Below are 15,240 nucleotides of genomic sequence, written 5' to 3' on the forward strand. Positions count from 1 at the left end.
TCAGGTCACGCCTTGGTGCAGGCCGTGCCGTTCAGGCTGAAGGCGGCCGGCGCGGCGAAGGCGCCGCTGTAGCCGCCCTGGAAGCCGAAGGTCTGGCTGCCGCCGGGGGCGATGCTCGCGTTGTGCGCCAGGCCGCTCGCCGTGACGGCTCCCGAGGAGGGGAGGACGGAGGCGTTCCAGGCGCTGGTGATCTGCTGGCCGGAGGGCAGGGTGAAGGCGAGGCGCCAGCCGTCGACGGGTGCCGAACCGGTGTTCGCGACGGTGACGTTCGCGGTGAAGCCCGCCTGCCACACGTTCGTGGCATACGACACCGTGCAAGCCGTGGAACCGCCCGGACCGCCCGGACCGCCCGGACCGCCCGTGGTGTTGACGGTGGACGAGAAGGAGCTCACGCTCAGCCCCGTGCCGTTCTGCCAGGGCTCGAAACCGGCCTGGACACTCGTGAGGTACCAGCTGTTCTGAGCCAGCCCGCGGGCCACGGCCTGCCGGACGAAGTCCATCACGTCGAAGCTCCAGCTGCCGATCGCCGAGGGGGCGACGAAGGACAGCACACGGTTGGTGCCGTTGCTGCCCGACCAGACCTGCCAGGAGCGTCCGCCCACGGTGGCCGTGCCGACCTGGGAGCCGATCGGCTGGATCGGGCCCACCTTGTTGAGCCAGATCATGATCTCGGTCTGGTTCACACCGTCCGTGCGGGGCGTCGGGTCCAGCCAGATGTCGTACGAGGCGTTGTACACGGCATCACCGACGTAGCCGTAGGAGATGCTGCTCGGCGCGCTCGAGATGCCGGCGAGCTGCGCCGGGAGCCTCGTCCCCGGTGAGCAGTTGGTGTAGTGGCAGCCGTTGAAGACGGAAGGGTACGACTTCGGTGCGCCGTTCGTCGGCACGGAACCGTCGGCCCGGCTGACCCGGAAGCCGTTGTCGGTGGTGGTGACGCACTGTGTCGCGCTGGTGTTCCAGCGGTTGTTCTGGACGACGTAGCGCCCCTGGACGACGCTCGAGCCGAACTCTTCGCAGACCGTGGTGTCGGCCTGGGCGGGCGGTGTGGCGGCGACGAGTGCGGCGATGACGGCGAGCGCGGTCACCAGCGCGCCCAACGCGCCGCGCAGGGTGGACAGAAGGCGCGGTAAAGGTTGCATGCGGGGCCTCTTTCCGACGGTACGGCCTGTGTTCGGGTGTGGTGCCGGCGCTCCCGTCACCCCCGCTTTGGGAGCGCTCCCAAATCTCCATCTGCTGCGGACTGTAGGACTTAGTCATGCCCATGACAACCCTGTCGTCGGGTCCTGCGGCAGGCCCTGCCGAGACGTCCGCAAGCCGCCCCGGGGTGGCCCACGGCGGCTCCGGGGTGCTCGGCCTGACCATGACGACGTACGGCGACCTTCCCGTCCCGTACACCGAGATCCCCTACTACGCGCAGTTGGCGTTGAGCGCGATGGCGGCGGCGCACGAGCGTGGCTACCTGCTCATGGTGATGCCGAGTTCCCTGTCACCGCGGATGTGGCTCAACACTCCGATGGACGGCGTCATCCACGTCGGGCCGCGCGCCGACGACCCCGTGCGTTCCCTCCTTCTGGAACGCGGGATACCGATGGTCTGCGAAGGCCGGCCGCCCCAGCCGCACTGGTACGACGCGTGGGTCGACACCGACCACGAAGCGGGACTGCGGCTTCCGCCCGACCACCTCGCGGAGTCCGGCGCCCGCCGGATCGGGCTCACCCTGCCCCGCCACGACGACGCGTACCCGCACCTGATCGGACGCGCCTACGCGTCGTGGTGCGGCGAACACGGCGCGCCCGCCCTGGTGGAGGAGTTCGCCACGCTGCCCGACTGCTTCACGGCCGAGCGGGGGGCGCGGCCGGCCGGCTGCTCGACCGCGACCCGCGCCCCGACGCCATCGCCGGCGTCCACTCCGGCTCCGGTCACAACATCCTCGCCGCCGCCCGGCGGCACGGGCTTCGGGTGCGGCGGGACCTGCTGGTGGCGTGCGTCAGTGAGCATCCGGACTACGCGGCGACGACCCCACCCGTCACCACGGTCAGCCTCCGGCCCGACCGGGTGGGCGACGAGGCGGCGGACCTCCTGATCGCCCTCATCAACACCCGCAACGGCGTGCACCGCCGTCGTCTCGTGCAGCCGGCCCTGACCCCCCGCAGGTCCACCCGTCTCCCCGCCCGTCGGAGGAACATCCCGTGACCGCCCGCCGCTCGGCCCTGCGCGCGCCGGAGTGCTCATCACACTCCGTCCACTGGACGCTACACGGCGAAATCCCCACCGTTGCAGGTGACCTTCGCCGCCGCAAGGTCGATACTGCCAGTAGACGGGACGGACGACCGTCCCCCCGGGTGCCCGTCAGCACCTGACGCCCCGTCACCACAGTGGGCATCGAGTCGGTACCGCACCCGCCACGACCCGCCTCGGACCGCTGTGGAGCGCCAAGATCGACAACTGCTCTCACTGTCGGTGAACTGCGAAGACACAGGCCCTGAGCCCCAGCGCTGAGCTCGCGAGGAGATACCCATGAGGATGTTGATCAACGTCCCGGAGACCGTGGTGGCGGACGCGCTGCGCGGTATGGCCGCCGCCCATCCCGACCTGGCCGTCGACGTGGAGAACCGGGTGGTGGTGCGGAGGGACGCGCCCGTGTCCGGGAAGGTGGCGCTGGTGTCGGGCGGCGGCTCGGGGCACGAGCCGTTGCACGGGGGGTTCGTCGGTCCCGGGATGCTCTCGGCGGCCTGCCCCGGGGAGGTCTTCACCTCTCCGGTGCCCGACCAGATGGCGCGGGCTGCGGCCGCGGTGGACAGCGGCGCCGGGGTGTTGTTCGTGGTGAAGAACTACACCGGTGACGTGCTCAACTTCGACATGGCGGCCGAACTCGCCGAGGACGAGGGCATCCAGGTCGCGAAGGTGCTCGTCGACGACGACGTCGCCGTGACCGACAGCCTCTACACGGCCGGCCGGCGCGGTACGGGCGCGACGCTGTTCGTGGAGAAGATCGCGGGCGCGGCGGCCGAGGAGGGGCAGCCGCTGGAGCGGGTGGAGTCGATCGCCCGGCAGGTGAACGAGAACTCCCGCAGCTTCGGAGTGGCGCTCAGCGCGTGCACGACGCCCGCCAAGGGCAGCCCCACCTTCGATCTGCCCGTCGGTGAGCTGGAGCTGGGCATCGGCATCCACGGCGAGCCGGGGCGGGAGCGGCGCGCGATGATGACCTCCGGGGAGATCGCCGACTTCGCCGTCCACGCGATCCTGGAGGACATGCCGCCGCGCGACCCGGTCCTCGTGCTGGTCAACGGCATGGGCGCGACGCCGCTGCTGGAGCTGTACGGCTTCAACGCCGAGGTGCAGCGGGTGCTCGGCGAGCGCGGGGTGGCCGTCGCCCGCACGCTCGTCGGCAACTACGTCACCTCCCTCGACATGGCCGGCGCGTCCGTCACCCTGTGCCGGGTCGACGAGGATCTGCTGCGGCTGTGGGACGCGCCGGTGAAGACGCCCGGGTTGCGCTGGGGCATGTGACCGGCGGGTGAACGCACCTGAGGCGTGTGCGCGCACCGAGGCGCATCGCCTTCCGACGTACCTACCAGGCAAGGAGTTCCCGTGCTCGACGCCGATTTCTTCCGCCGTTGGATGGCGGTGACGGCCGCCTCCGTCCAGCGTGAGGCGGACCGGCTCACGGCTCTCGACTCGCCCATCGGGGACGCCGACCACGGCAGCAACCTCCAGCGGGGGTTCACTGCCGTGACCGCCGCGCTGGAGAAGGAGGCGCCCGCGGCCCCCGGCGCCGTCCTCGTGCTGGCGGGTCGGCAGTTGATCTCCACCGTCGGCGGGGCCTCGGGCCCGCTCTACGGCACGCTGCTGCGGCGGACCGGCAAGGCGCTGGGCGACGCGGCGGAGGTGAGCGAGGAGCAGCTCGCGCAGGCGCTGAGGGAGGGCGTGGACGCGGTGATGCAGCTCGGCGGGGCCGCACCCGGCGACAAGACGATGATCGACGCGCTGGCGCCCGCGCTGGAGGCCCTCGGTGAGGGCTTCGAGGCCGCGCGCACCGCGGCCGAGCGGGGCGCGGAGGCGACGACGCCCCTCCAGGCCCGCAAGGGCAGGGCCAGCTATCTGGGCGAGCGCAGCATCGGGCACCAGGACCCGGGGGCCACCTCGGCGGCGCTGCTCATCGCCGGGCTCGCGGAAGCCGGCGGGAAGTGAGGGGCGTGGGAGACGTCAAGGCGGCCGGCGGGGAGGCGGCCGCGGGCGGCGACAAGCCGGTCGGGATCGTGCTGGTGTCGCACAGCGCGCACGTGGCCGCCTCAGTGGCCGAGCTGGCGCGCGGCCTCGCCGGGGGAGCGAGCGGCGTGCCGGTCGCACCGGCGGGCGGCACCGAGGCCGGCGGGCTGGGCACGAGCGCGGAGCTGATCTCGGCCGCGGCCGCCTCCGTGGACCGCGGGGCCGGGGTCGCCGTGCTCACCGATCTCGGCAGCGCCGTGCTCACCGTGAAGGCCCTGCTCGCCGAGGGCGACGAGCTGCCCGCCGGGACCCGCCTGGTGGACGCGCCGTTCGTGGAGGGCGCGGTGGCCGCGGTCGTCACGGCGGCCACGGGAGCCGACCTCGACGCGGTGGAGGCGGCGGCCGTCGAGGCGTACGCCTACCGCAAGGCATGAGGGTGAAGGGCGGCCGCGTGAGCGGTCCCGCGGCCGCTCCCCCGCTCCTCACTGAGCGCCCGTCGAGACGAACGCGCGTGCCAGTCGCTCGCCCGTCGCGACGGCGGACGCGTGGCTCTCGATGGGGGCGGCCCGGGAGTTCTTGAAGACGATGTACGTCACTCCGGAGGCCACGCCACCGGTACGCGGGTCGGGGTTGACGCCGAGGGCCTGGGCGGTGGCGTACGACGCCTCGCCGATGATGCCGCTGGGGCCGACGTCGCCGACGACGGCGTACTGCACCCGGTCCTGGTGGACGACGGCCGCGACGGAACCGCCGGACACTCCGTGCGCGCGGTAGTCCCAGACGGCGCTCGGGGCGGGCACGACGATGTACGGCAAATTCTCCGCGCTCAGATAGCGGCCGTCGGACTGCTGGAAGGCCGTGGCGGAGAGGAACGACGGGTCATTGGCGCTGTTGCAGCGCGTGCCGGCGCGGCCGTCGCAGTCGATGTCCATGTCGGCCTTCCAGAAGACGACGCCGTCGGCGCCGCAGACCGGGATCGTGGCGGCGGCCCCGGCGTCGCTGCGGTAGTTCCCGTGGGAGACGGGGGCGCAGTCGCGCACCCGGGCGAGCAGGGCGGCGGCGGACACGGCGCCCTCGTAGCGCTCGGCCGGGCTCCGCGGGAGGTCGAACGCAGGTCGGGCGGGGGCGGCGAGTGCGGCGGCCGGGGCCAGCAGGGCGAGGCCGGCGGCGGCCAGCGTCAGGGCGGGGAGGCGCACGATGGGGACCTTCGTTCGGGGGACGGGGCGAACACCCGACCTAATGTGGTGTCGGTCGTGCCCGGCGGCCACCCACGGGCGGCCGTCCGGGGCACCCGCCCGCACGGGCCGGCACGAACGCACCGAACTGTGGCGGCGCGCATCCCGGGTGAGCCGTCCGGAGGATTCCGCGGGGCCGTGTCACCTGGCCGGGGGCCGCCGGGGTGCGCGCCCGGCCCGGGGCACGTTGGCTGCCCCTGAGGCAGCACGGGCGTACCCGACCCTCGGCGGCGCAAGGGATGTACCGCCAACCGTGCCGCCGCCGGAGGACATCCGATGCGCATCTCCCGTCTCCTCGTGCAGGGCGGACTGACCGTGGCGGCCGCCGCCGCGCTCCCGCTCTCCGTGACCGCCCCGCCCGCCGCTGCGCGGGTCTCGGGCATCTCCGTCAGCACGACCGGCTCCACGGTGTCCGTGGTGACCAGCTCGTGCGCCCAGATCAACGGCAGCTGGGGCACGGCGGCGCTGCTGACCAGCGGCCAGTCGAGCTTCGCCCAAGGGCGCCAGGTGGCGCTGTCGGGCACCACCGTCAGCCAGTCCGCCGCCTGGTCCGGCGTCGTGCCGGGCACGTACACGGTCACCGTGGTGTGCGCGAGCGGCTCGAACGCGGGCACCCAGTCGGTGATCGTGTCCACCGCGTCCACCCCGACGATCTCCAGCACCGCCGCCCCGTCGCGGGGCGTCATGGGCGGCGTGGGGGGCACCGTCCGCGACTTCGGCCCGGTGACCCTGGTGCTGGGCGGCGCCTTGGCGGGCTCCGGCCTTATCGGCGCGGCCTGGTACCTGCGCAGCCGCTCGAAGCCGTACCGCTACTGATCACGCCGCCCACGCGGCTCTACGCTGTGCCCTCCTCAGGCTCCGGCAGCTGCGGGAGTTGTTCCACGGCTTGGGCGAGCCACTGGGTCCAGAAGGTCTCCAGTTCGATGCCCGCGCGCAGGACCAGGTGCTGGAGCCTGGCCTGCGCGCTGTCGCGTCCGGGCGGGAAGTCGCGCTGCTCGATCTCCTCGTACTCGGCCAACTGCCTTCGGTGCAGGTCGAGATGGCGTCGCAGATCGGCTTCGAGGCCGGCGGTGCCGACGACGGCGGCGGCGCGCAGGCGCAGCAGCAGGGCGTCGCGGTGCGGCTTGGGGTCCTGCGCGGCGGCGGTCCACCGGGCGAGTTCGGCGCGGCCCGCGGGCAGGACCTCGTAGCTCTTGCGCTGCCCGCGGGCCGGCTGCCGCGCCGGGAGGGCGCGGATGTGGCCCTCGGCCTCCAGTCTCCCCAGCTCGCGGTAGATCTGCTGGTGCGTCGCCGACCAGAAGTAGCCGATCGACTTGTCGAACCGGCGGGTCAGATCCAGCCCCGACGACGGCTTCTCGAGCAGGGCGGTGAGGATCGCGTGCGGGAGTGACATGGGGTCATCCTAGGGACGGGCGGCGGGCCGCCTACAGTGCCGCCGCCAGCTCGGTGCCCTGCTTGATCGCGCGCTTGGCGTCGAGTTCAGCGGCCACGTCCGCGCCGCCGACGAGGTGCGCGTTCACGCCCGCGGCGAGCAGCTCGTCGTGGAGGCCCCGGCGGGGGTCCTGACCGGTGCACAGCACGATGGTGTCGACTTCGAGGACGGTGGACTCCTCGCCGACGGTGATGTGGAGTCCGGCGTCGTCGATGCGGTCGTAGCGGACGCCGGGGACCATGGTGACGCCGCGGTGCTTGAGTTCGGTGCGGTGGATCCAGCCGGTGGTCTTGCCCAGGCCGGCGCCGACCTTGCCGGTCTTGCGCTGGAGCAGGTGGACGGTGCGCGTGGGGGCGGGCCGTTCGGGCGCGGCGAGGCCGCCGGGGGCGGCGTAGTCCATGTCGACGCCCCAGTGGCGGAAGTACGTCGCCGGGTCCTCGCTCGCCTTGTCGCCACCGTCGGTGAGGAACTCCGCCACGTCGAAGCCTATGCCGCCGGCGCCCAGGATCGCGACGCGGTCGCCGACGTGCGCGTCCCCGCGCAGGACGTCCAGGTATCCGACGACGCTGGGGTGGTCGACGCCGGGGATGTCGGGGGTGCGCGGACTGACGCCGGTGGCCACGACGACTTCCTGGAAGTCGCTCAGGTCGCTCGCGCCGACCGCGGTGTTCAGGCGTACGTCGACGCCGTGGGCGTCGAGCTGGTGGCGGAAGTAGCGCAGGGTCTCGTCGAACTCCTGCTTGCCGGGGACCTTCCGGGCGACGTTGAGCTGGCCGCCGATCTCGCTCGCGGCGTCGAACAGCGTGACCTGGTGGCCGCGTTCGGCCGCGGAGACGGCGCACGCCAGGCCGGCCGGGCCCGCGCCGACGACCGCGACCCGCTTGCGCAGGCGGGTCGGGGTGAGGGTCAGTTCGGTCTCATGGCAGGCGCGCGGGTTGACCAGGCAGGAGGTGATCCGGCCGCTGAACGTGTGGTCCAGGCATGCCTGGTTGCAGCCGATGCAGGTGTTGATGGCCTCGGGTGTGCCGGCGGCCGCCTTGTTGACGAAGTCGGGGTCGGCGAGCATCGGGCGGGCCATCGACACCATGTCCGCGCAGCCCTCGGCGAGCAACCGCTCGGCGAGTTCGGGGGTGTTGATGCGGTTGGTGGTGACGAGCGGGATGGTCACCTCGCCCATCAGCCGCTGGGTCACCCAGGTGTACGCGCCGCGGGGGACGGAGGTGGCGATGGTGGGGATGCGGGCCTCGTGCCAGCCGATGCCGGTGTTGATGATCGTCGCGCCGGCGGCCTCGACGGCCTTGGCGAGGGTGACGACCTCCTCCAGCGTGGAGCCGCCGGGGACGAGGTCCAGCATGGACAGCCGGTAGACGACGATGAAGTCCTCGCCGACCGCCTCGCGGACCCGGCGGACGATCTCGACGGGGAAGCGCATCCGGTTCTCGTAGGAGCCGCCCCAGCGGTCGGTGCGGCGGTTGGTCTGCGCGGCGATGAACTCGTTGATCAGGTAGCCCTCGGAGCCCATGATCTCCACGCCGTCGTAGCCGGCCTGCCGGGCGAGGCGGGCGGTGCGGGCGTAGTCGTCGATGGTGCGCTCGATGTCGGCGTCGCTCAGCTCACGGGGCTGGAAGGGGCTGATCGGGGCCTGGAGCGGGCTCGGGGCGACGAGGTCCGGGTGGTAGGCGTAGCGGCCGAAGTGCAGGATCTGCATCGCGATGCGGCCGCCCTCGCGGTGCACGGCGTCGGTGACCGTCCGGTGCTGCTCGGCCTCCGCGTCGGTGGTGAGCTTGGCGCCGCCTTCGCCGGGGCGTCCCTCGTCGTTGGGGGCGATGCCGCCGGTGACGATGAGGCCCACTCCCCCGCGGGCCCGGGCGGCGTAGAACGCGGCCATGCGTTCGAAGCCGCGCTCGGCCTCTTCCAGGCCGACGTGCATGGACCCCATCAGGACCCGGTTGGGCAGTGTGGTGAAGCCGAGGTCCAGCGGGCTCAGCAGGTGCGGGTATCGGCTCAAGGCAGGCCTCCGTGCGCGGTGTCGTCACCTTCCGTTCTAGACGACCGCGCACGGTTTATGCAACTAGTTGCACAACAGGCCTTGTGTGCCGAGGGTCACCGGCTCTCGAGCAGGACGTGCAGCTCCCGCTCCTGGTCGCCGGAGGCCGAGGCGAGGTCGCGCACGCTGAACAGGGAGTCCAGCGTCGTACGGAGCCGTTCGATCGCCCAGTAGCTGCCCTGCGCGTCGGCCTCGACCGACGACGACAGCCTGGTGGGCTTGGCGCACTCCTGCGCTTCGGTGACCTCGAAGGTGCCGAGCCAGACCATCGGGCGGGTCTCGTGGATCTGTTCGGGCACGTCCTCGGCGCACCGGTCCGACTCGAAGCACGCGCACAGCGCGTCGAACACGACCCGGGCGTCCTCCTTGCTGCATCCGCTGATCTCGACGGAGACGGACTCCTCGTGCGGTCGCTCACGATCCATCGTGTTCGCTCCTCTCATGACGGTGACGCGGTTGCGCGAGTTCCCCGCGAACCGCGCCACATCCCAAGAAAAGCACCACTTTCCGGCCGCGGACCCTGCGAGCCGCCCGCGCCCGGGTGCTGCAGCCCCTCGGAGGTTCAGCTCCGGGTGAAGCGGTAGGTCTTGCTGTCCGTCAGCACACAGAAGCCCGGCGAGATGACGATGACACGCAGGGTGGCGGTGCGGCGGTCGTAGTCGACGCCCTCCGTCTCGAACGTGCCCGAGCAGCCGCTGCGCAGGGGCAGCTGACGCAGGGCGGTGACCCGGCCGGTCACGTCCGAGGCGCCGTTCGGCGTGGCCGACAGGTCGATGCGCAGGAGGGGCTTGGTGATGCCGAAGAGGGTGCCGGCCGGATCGTCGGAGGAGCACAGCAACGTGGTCGGGCCGGTGAAGTCGCAGCCCTGGACGTCGCGCACCGGGCGGTCGAGGCGGACGGTGGCGGCCTGCGGGAGGTTCGCCGAGGGCGAGGTGGCGGGATTGACGCCGGGGGTGGGGAAGACGAGCAGCCGGGTCATGGTGCCCCACTCCCCCGCCAGCATCCACTGGCCGTCGGGCGTGAGGGCCACCCAGGAGTTGTTGGAGGCCTCCCCCGGGCTGAGCGCGTGGACGTACTCCGACCAGGCGCCGCCGGGCGCCTGCACGCGGAACATCTTCGCGCCGCCCGAGTCGCGCTGGTAGGGCTCGACGTAGTAGCCGTCGTAGGAGGCGTCGGGGTCGCCGACGTGGTTCCAGCCGCGCGTGCTCACGCCGATCGGGATGGTGCCGATGCCGGTGTAGCGGTTGGCGCTGTTCGCCGGGACCTCCACCGAGGTCAGGCCCTGGCTCTCGGTCAGCGGGTCGGCGCGGTCGGAGCCGACCTCGGTCCAGGTGTCGGCCGCCGCGGCGGGCGGGGCCGCGGAGAGGGCGGTGACGGCCGCGGTGGCCAGCGCGACCAGGGCGGCGCGGACCGGGCGCCGGTGTCTGCGGGCAGGGCGCAGGGGCATGGGACTCCTCTACGGGGGGTGTGGTGCGCGGTCGGCTCTGCGGGGGGGGGCGCAGTCGGCGGTCAGTCTGGCCCCCAAGTAAGGGTCATGTACAGACCAATTTCGGGAACCGATGCGGACGGTGAGGAGAACGGCGGACGGGCCCGTACTGGAGGAGCATGGAAGTCGGTGCCCCCGGACGTGGGAGACGGTTGTGCGCGGTGGAGAAGGGGGAGTCGGCACGGGGGACGGCGCGCCGCGTGGACGTGCGGAGGCGATGCGTGGCATGAGTGCACCCCGAGCGGCCGGGGGCGGCGGCCCCACGAACCCCTCAGGAGTCGACGGCGGCCCCACGAGCCCCAGCGGGCTCCTGGACGTGCTGAACGTGGCGTCGGTGGTGCTCGACACCGACGGCCGCATCGTGCTGTGGAGCCCGCAGGCGGAGGAGCTGTTCGGCTATCCCGCGCGGGAGGCGCTCGGCCGCTACGCCGCGCACGTCATGGTGCACGAACGGCACGTCGACCTCGTGGTGAAGCTGTTCGCCGACGTGATGGAGACCGGCCAGAGCTGGGCCGGGGCGTTCCCCGTCCGGCGCAAGGACGGCACCACGATTCTGGTGGAGTTCCGCAACATGCGGCTCGTCGACGACGAGGGCGACGTCTACGCCCTCGGTCTGGCCGCCGACCAGTCCACGGTGCGTCGGCTGGAGAGGGACGTGGCGCTGTCCACCCGGATGGTCACCCAGTCGCCGATCGGGCTCGCCGTGCTGGACACGGAGCTGCGGTTCGTCACCGTCAATCCCGCGCTGGCGCGGATCAGCGGCGCCCCCGTGGAGCAGCACCTCGGGCGCACCGCCCGCGAGGTGCTCCCGCTGCTCGACCCGGACGGTCTGGAGGAGGCGGCGCGCCGGGTGCTGCGCACCGGGGTGCCGATCGTCGACCGCTCCACGGTGGGCCGCACCCCGGCGGACCCCGGCGCCGACCACGCCTGGTCGGTGTCGCTGTACCGGCTGGAGGACAGCCGGGGCACCGTGCTGGGCGCGGCCTTCTCGGTCGTCGACGTCACCGAGCAGTACCGGGCCGGCGTCGAGGCCGAGACGGCGCGCCGCAGACTGGCCCTGATCGCCGACGCCTCGGCCCGTATCGGCACCACCCTGGACCTGGAGCGGACCGCCTGCGAACTGGCCGAGGTCGCCGTGCCGGAGCTGGCCGACGTCGCCGCCGTGGACCTGCTCGACGCGGTCGTCGCGGGCCGGCGCAGCAGCCTCGGGCCGGCCGAACCGGCCCTGATCCGCGCCCTGGCCGTAAGGACCTCCGACGCACCGGGCATGCCCTGCGAGCCCGACCCGCCCGGCCGGGTGGCCCGGTACGCGCCCGACCGGCTCGTCACGCGGTGCGTGCGCACCGGCAAGCCCGTGATGGTGGCCCAGGTCAAGGACGAGGACCTGGAGCGCATCGCCCACTCCCCCGAGGCGGCCGGCCTGCTGGCCCGCGCCGGCGTCCACTCCTATCTCGCGGTGCCGCTGATCGCGCGCGGCGAGGTGCTCGGCGCCCTCGACCTCAAACGGACCCGCAACCCCCTGCCGTTCGGCCGGGACGACCTGCTGCTCGCCCGGGAGCTGGCCGCCCGCGCGGCCGTGCAGATCGACAACGCCCGCTGGTACCAGAACGCCCGCACCACCGCGCTCACGCTGCAGCGCAGCCTGCTGCCCAGCCACCCGACGGTGACCGGCGGCCTGGAGGTCGCCTCCCGCTACCAGCCGGCCGGCGCCACCACCGAGGTGGGCGGGGACTGGTTCGACGTCATCCCGCTGGAGGGCGGCAAGACCGCGCTCGTCGTCGGCGACGTGATGGGCAGCGGCATCGACGCCGCCGCCACCATGGGCCGGCTGCGCACCGCGACGACGACGCTGGCCTCCCTCGACCTCGAGCCGTCGGTGCTGCTGGAGCATCTCGACCGCATCACCTCGGGCCTGGACCACTCGATCGCGACCTGTGTCTACGCCGTCCACGATCCCGGGCTCGGGCGGTGCCGGATCGCCAACGCCGGGCACCTGCCGCCCGCGCGCGTACGCCCCGGCCACACCCCCGAGTTGCTCGACCTGCCCACCGGGGCGCCCCTGGGCGTCGGCGGGGTGAAGTTCTCCACCACCGACGTCGGCTTCGCACCCGGCGACCAACTCGTCTTCTACACCGACGGGTTGGTCGAGACGCGGCGGCACTCGCTCGACGAGCGCCTGGACGCGCTGCTCGCCCTCCTCGACGACCCGGAGCGCCCGTTGGAGGATCTCTGCGACCATCTCCTGCGCGCGCTGCACCACCCGGACAACCATGACGACGTCGCTCTGCTGGTGGCCCGCGCCCGCGAGTGACCGGTCGTCAAGTCGTCGCTCTCGTAGGGGTGTCGTTCATGGCGATCACCACGTGGGCGTGCAGCTCCTCGTCCAGGGCCAGCCGGGCCGTCAGACCGTGCCGGGTGAACGTCTCGACGGCCGCGGGGGCTTGGCGTTCGCTGGTCTCGACGAGGAGGCAGCCGCCCGGCGCGAGCCAGTCCCCGGCCTCGGCGGCGACCCGACGCAGCACGTCGAGTCCGTCGGCGCCGCCGTCGAGGGCGGTGAGCGGCTCGTGTTCGCGCGCCTCCGCGGGCAGCAGGGGCACTTCGCCGGTGGGGACGTACGGCACGTTGGCGGCCAGGATGTCGACAAGGCCGCGGAGCCGGCCCGGCAGCGCCTCGAACAGGTCGCCCTGGTGGACGTGTCCGCCGTGCGCCGCCAGGTTGCGGCGGGCACAGCCGACGGCCGCCGGTTCGATGTCGGCGGCATGCAGCTCGACCCCGCCGAGCCGCGCGGCGAGGGCGGCGCCGACCGCGCCCGTGCCGCAGCACAGGTCCACCACGACGCGGGCGTGCGGGGCCGTGGCGAGGGCCCGGTCGACGAGGAACTCGGTGCGGCGGCGGGGCACGAAGACGCCCGGCTCGACGATGACGCGCCGGCCGTGGAACTCCGCCCAGCCCACGACGACTTCGAGGGGTTGGCCGGCCGCCCGGCGCTCCACCATGGCGGTGAGTTCGTCCGGGGTGCGGGCGGCGTCGAGAAGCAACTCGGTCTCGTCCTCGGCGAAGACGCACCCGGCGGCACGCAGTGCGAGGACGACGGCGTCACGGGAGGAGGACGGGAAGGAAGCCCGGGACCGGGTTCGGGACGACGAGGAGGGAAGTGAGGGCATGGGAGCCGAGAGCCTTTCGGAAAGCCGAAGGGCGCTCTCGCGGTCGCCTACCGGCGGTCCGCGCCGTTCCGAGGTGAGAGCACCCGACCTGACACAGCGGTAATGGGTCTCACCTCCTCGGTCGTTCACGGCCGGGAACCTCCTCGGCCGACGGTCACCCTACCCGAACCTCCGCACGGGCGGGCCGATCCGCGGACGATTTGCAGTTGTACGCTACACCTATGAGTGCGAGGGAGGATTCGGGCGACGCGAGCCCGGCAGCGGCTCAGGCCGTGGAGACCATTCAGCGCGAGATGACGGCCTTCGCGCGGCGCGCCCGCGCGGCGGCGGGCCGGCTGCACCCGGAGCTGTCGCTGGTGTCGTACACCCTGCTCGGGCATCTGGAGGAGCGGGAGGAGGCGTACGGGGAGGACGGCGGCTGCCGCGCCACCGATCTGGCCGCGCACTACGCGCTGGACAAGTCCACCGTCAGCCGCCAGGTCGCGGCGCTGGAGCGGGCCGCCCTGATCGAGCGCCGCCAGGCCCCGGGCGACCACCGCGTCCAGCTGCTCCAGCTCACCGACGCCGGCCGCCGCATCCTCGCGCAGGTCACCGAGAGCCGCCGCGTGGCCTTCCGGGAACGGCTCGCACCGTGGCCCGCGGAGGATCTGGAACGGTTCGCGGAGTACCTCGTCCGCTACAACTCGACCGTGACGCAGCCTCCTTCGCCCTCCGACTGAGTGTGCGCCGCCCTTCACGCCACCGGCGCCGCCTCCCGCCGAGGCGCCCCCTCCGGCACCCGCGCCGCCAGGAACGCGGTCCTGCGGCGGAGGCGGAAGCCCAGGGACTCGTAGAGGCGGATCGCGTTGACGTTGGCGGCACTCGTGTGGAGGAAGGGCGTCTCGCCGCGCTCCCGGATGCCATGCGCGACGGCGAGGATCAGCCGGGTGGCGAGGCCCTCGCCGCGGACGGCGGGATCGGTGCAGACGGCGCTGATCTCGGTCCAGCCCGGCGGGTGGAGCCGCTCGCCGGCCATGGCGACGAGGACGCCGGCGCGGCGGATGCCGAGGTACTCGCCGAGTTCGACGGTGCGCCGTTCGAACGGGCCGGGCTGGGTGCGGGCCACGAGGTCGAGCATCTCGGGTACGTCGGCAGGGCCGAGGCGGACCGCCTCCGGGTCCGGTGCGACGGCCAGGCCGTCGTCGACGAACTGCACGCCCTCCACACGCATCGTCTCCTTCCAGCCCTCCGGCAGCTCACCCCGGAAGCCGGGCAGCGGGACCTCCGCGCCGGGCCCGGCGAGCGCGGCGAGGTCCGCCCAGTCGCCGGCGTCCGGCTCGTCGGGCAGGGCCAGCCAGGGCGACACGTCCACGGGGTAGCGCAGAACACGCCCCAGCCGCTCGGCGAACCGGGCGTGCGGCCCGGTGAGCGAGGCGAGGGCGGGGTTGTCGAGTACGTGCGGCCCGGCGGCCGACGCCGGAGCCCGGTCGCCGGGCACGTGCCGCCCCGTGAGCGAGGCGGCGGCCGCGGCTGCGAGCCCGTGCGCGGAGCCGGTTCCCGGTTCCGCCGCGCCGCCCTCCCGGCCACCGTCGCGCGTGAAGACGTTCGCCTCCGACATGTGCTCCCACTCTCCTTCGTGCCGCCGGACCGATGTCGCCGCCGGATCCGGATCGACACGTGCAAGGGAG

15 protein-coding genes and 1 pseudogene are annotated in these 15,240 nt (G+C 73.2%); 8 read left to right on the plus strand and 8 right to left on the minus strand.

The genetic code is table 11. From position 1 onward, the window contains the following. Window positions 1-5: 5 nt before the first annotated feature. A complete protein-coding gene (locus ACIRS4_RS01825) occupies window positions 6-1,139 on the minus strand; it encodes a cellulose binding domain-containing protein (RefSeq protein ID WP_404188475.1) in 1,134 nt (377 codons plus the stop codon). Window positions 1,140-1,588: 449 nt separating this feature from the next. On the opposite strand from ACIRS4_RS01825, the pseudogene ACIRS4_RS01830 reads away from it, so the two are divergent. The 5 genes and pseudogenes from ACIRS4_RS01830 to ACIRS4_RS01850 all read left to right on the plus strand — a co-directional run. Beyond that, window positions 1,589-1,735, plus strand: a pseudogene (locus tag ACIRS4_RS01830) (LacI family transcriptional regulator); the annotation flags it as partial. Window positions 1,736-1,773: 38 nt separating this feature from the next. After that, window positions 1,774-2,193, plus strand: a complete 420-nt coding sequence (locus ACIRS4_RS01835; RefSeq protein ID WP_404189747.1) for a substrate-binding domain-containing protein — start codon at window positions 1,774-1,776, stop codon at window positions 2,191-2,193. Between the two features lie 324 nt (window positions 2,194-2,517). Then, window positions 2,518-3,510 carry a dihydroxyacetone kinase subunit DhaK gene (dhaK, locus tag ACIRS4_RS01840; RefSeq protein WP_404188478.1) on the plus strand — a complete coding sequence of 331 codons (993 nt, stop codon included), beginning with the start codon at window positions 2,518-2,520 and terminating at the stop codon, window positions 3,508-3,510. 81 nt (window positions 3,511-3,591) lie between these two features. Next, window positions 3,592-4,191: a dihydroxyacetone kinase subunit DhaL gene (dhaL, locus tag ACIRS4_RS01845; protein WP_404188480.1), complete on the plus strand. Its 600-nt coding sequence runs from the start codon at window positions 3,592-3,594 to the stop codon at window positions 4,189-4,191. A gap of 5 nt (window positions 4,192-4,196) precedes the next feature. Next, a complete protein-coding gene (locus ACIRS4_RS01850; RefSeq protein ID WP_404188483.1) occupies window positions 4,197-4,643 on the plus strand; it encodes a PTS-dependent dihydroxyacetone kinase phosphotransferase subunit DhaM in 447 nt (148 codons plus the stop codon). A gap of 48 nt (window positions 4,644-4,691) precedes the next feature. Here ACIRS4_RS01850 and ACIRS4_RS01855 read toward each other — a convergent pair whose 3' ends face one another. Then, window positions 4,692-5,405, minus strand: a complete 714-nt coding sequence (locus ACIRS4_RS01855) for a glycoside hydrolase family 75 protein (RefSeq protein WP_404188486.1) — start codon at window positions 5,403-5,405, stop codon at window positions 4,692-4,694. 315 nt (window positions 5,406-5,720) lie between these two features. On the opposite strand from ACIRS4_RS01855, the gene ACIRS4_RS01860 reads away from it, so the two are divergent. After that, on the plus strand, window positions 5,721-6,260 hold the full coding sequence (locus ACIRS4_RS01860; protein WP_404188488.1) for a hypothetical protein: 540 nt from the start codon (window positions 5,721-5,723) through the stop codon (window positions 6,258-6,260). A gap of 19 nt (window positions 6,261-6,279) precedes the next feature. Here the strand turns inward: ACIRS4_RS01860 and ACIRS4_RS01865 are convergent, their stop codons facing one another. The 4 genes from ACIRS4_RS01865 to ACIRS4_RS01880 form a co-directional block, all read right to left on the minus strand. Continuing rightward, a complete protein-coding gene (locus ACIRS4_RS01865) occupies window positions 6,280-6,837 on the minus strand; it encodes a PadR family transcriptional regulator (protein WP_404188491.1) in 558 nt (185 codons plus the stop codon). Window positions 6,838-6,868: 31 nt separating this feature from the next. Continuing rightward, window positions 6,869-8,884 carry an FAD-dependent oxidoreductase gene (locus tag ACIRS4_RS01870; protein ID WP_404188494.1) on the minus strand — a complete coding sequence of 672 codons (2,016 nt, stop codon included), beginning with the start codon at window positions 8,882-8,884 and terminating at the stop codon, window positions 6,869-6,871. A 95-nt stretch (window positions 8,885-8,979) separates the two neighbouring features. Then, entirely contained in the window at window positions 8,980-9,348 is a 369-nt protein-coding gene (locus ACIRS4_RS01875) for a hypothetical protein (RefSeq protein WP_404188496.1), read from the minus strand. A gap of 137 nt (window positions 9,349-9,485) precedes the next feature. After that, on the minus strand, window positions 9,486-10,370 hold the full coding sequence (locus ACIRS4_RS01880) for a hypothetical protein (RefSeq protein WP_404188498.1): 885 nt from the start codon (window positions 10,368-10,370) through the stop codon (window positions 9,486-9,488). 265 nt (window positions 10,371-10,635) lie between these two features. Here ACIRS4_RS01880 and ACIRS4_RS01885 point away from each other — a divergent pair, with 265 nt between their 5' ends. Then, window positions 10,636-12,720, plus strand: a complete 2,085-nt coding sequence (locus ACIRS4_RS01885; protein ID WP_404188500.1) for a SpoIIE family protein phosphatase — start codon at window positions 10,636-10,638, stop codon at window positions 12,718-12,720. Between the two features lie 7 nt (window positions 12,721-12,727). Here the strand turns inward: ACIRS4_RS01885 and ACIRS4_RS01890 are convergent, their stop codons facing one another. Beyond that, window positions 12,728-13,573: a putative protein N(5)-glutamine methyltransferase gene (locus tag ACIRS4_RS01890; protein ID WP_404188502.1), complete on the minus strand. Its 846-nt coding sequence runs from the start codon at window positions 13,571-13,573 to the stop codon at window positions 12,728-12,730. Window positions 13,574-13,794: 221 nt separating this feature from the next. Here ACIRS4_RS01890 and ACIRS4_RS01895 point away from each other — a divergent pair, with 221 nt between their 5' ends. Further along, window positions 13,795-14,292, plus strand: coding sequence for a MarR family winged helix-turn-helix transcriptional regulator (locus ACIRS4_RS01895; RefSeq protein WP_404188505.1), 498 nt, complete (start codon window positions 13,795-13,797; stop codon window positions 14,290-14,292). Window positions 14,293-14,306: 14 nt separating this feature from the next. Here ACIRS4_RS01895 and ACIRS4_RS01900 read toward each other — a convergent pair whose 3' ends face one another. Further along, window positions 14,307-15,170 carry a GNAT family N-acetyltransferase gene (locus ACIRS4_RS01900; RefSeq protein WP_404188507.1) on the minus strand — a complete coding sequence of 288 codons (864 nt, stop codon included), beginning with the start codon at window positions 15,168-15,170 and terminating at the stop codon, window positions 14,307-14,309. Window positions 15,171-15,240 lie beyond the last annotated feature (70 nt).

The sequence above is a fragment of the Streptomyces sp. NPDC101166 genome, from assembly GCF_044768125.1.
Taxonomy (GTDB): Bacteria; Actinomycetota; Actinomycetes; order Streptomycetales; family Streptomycetaceae; genus Streptomyces.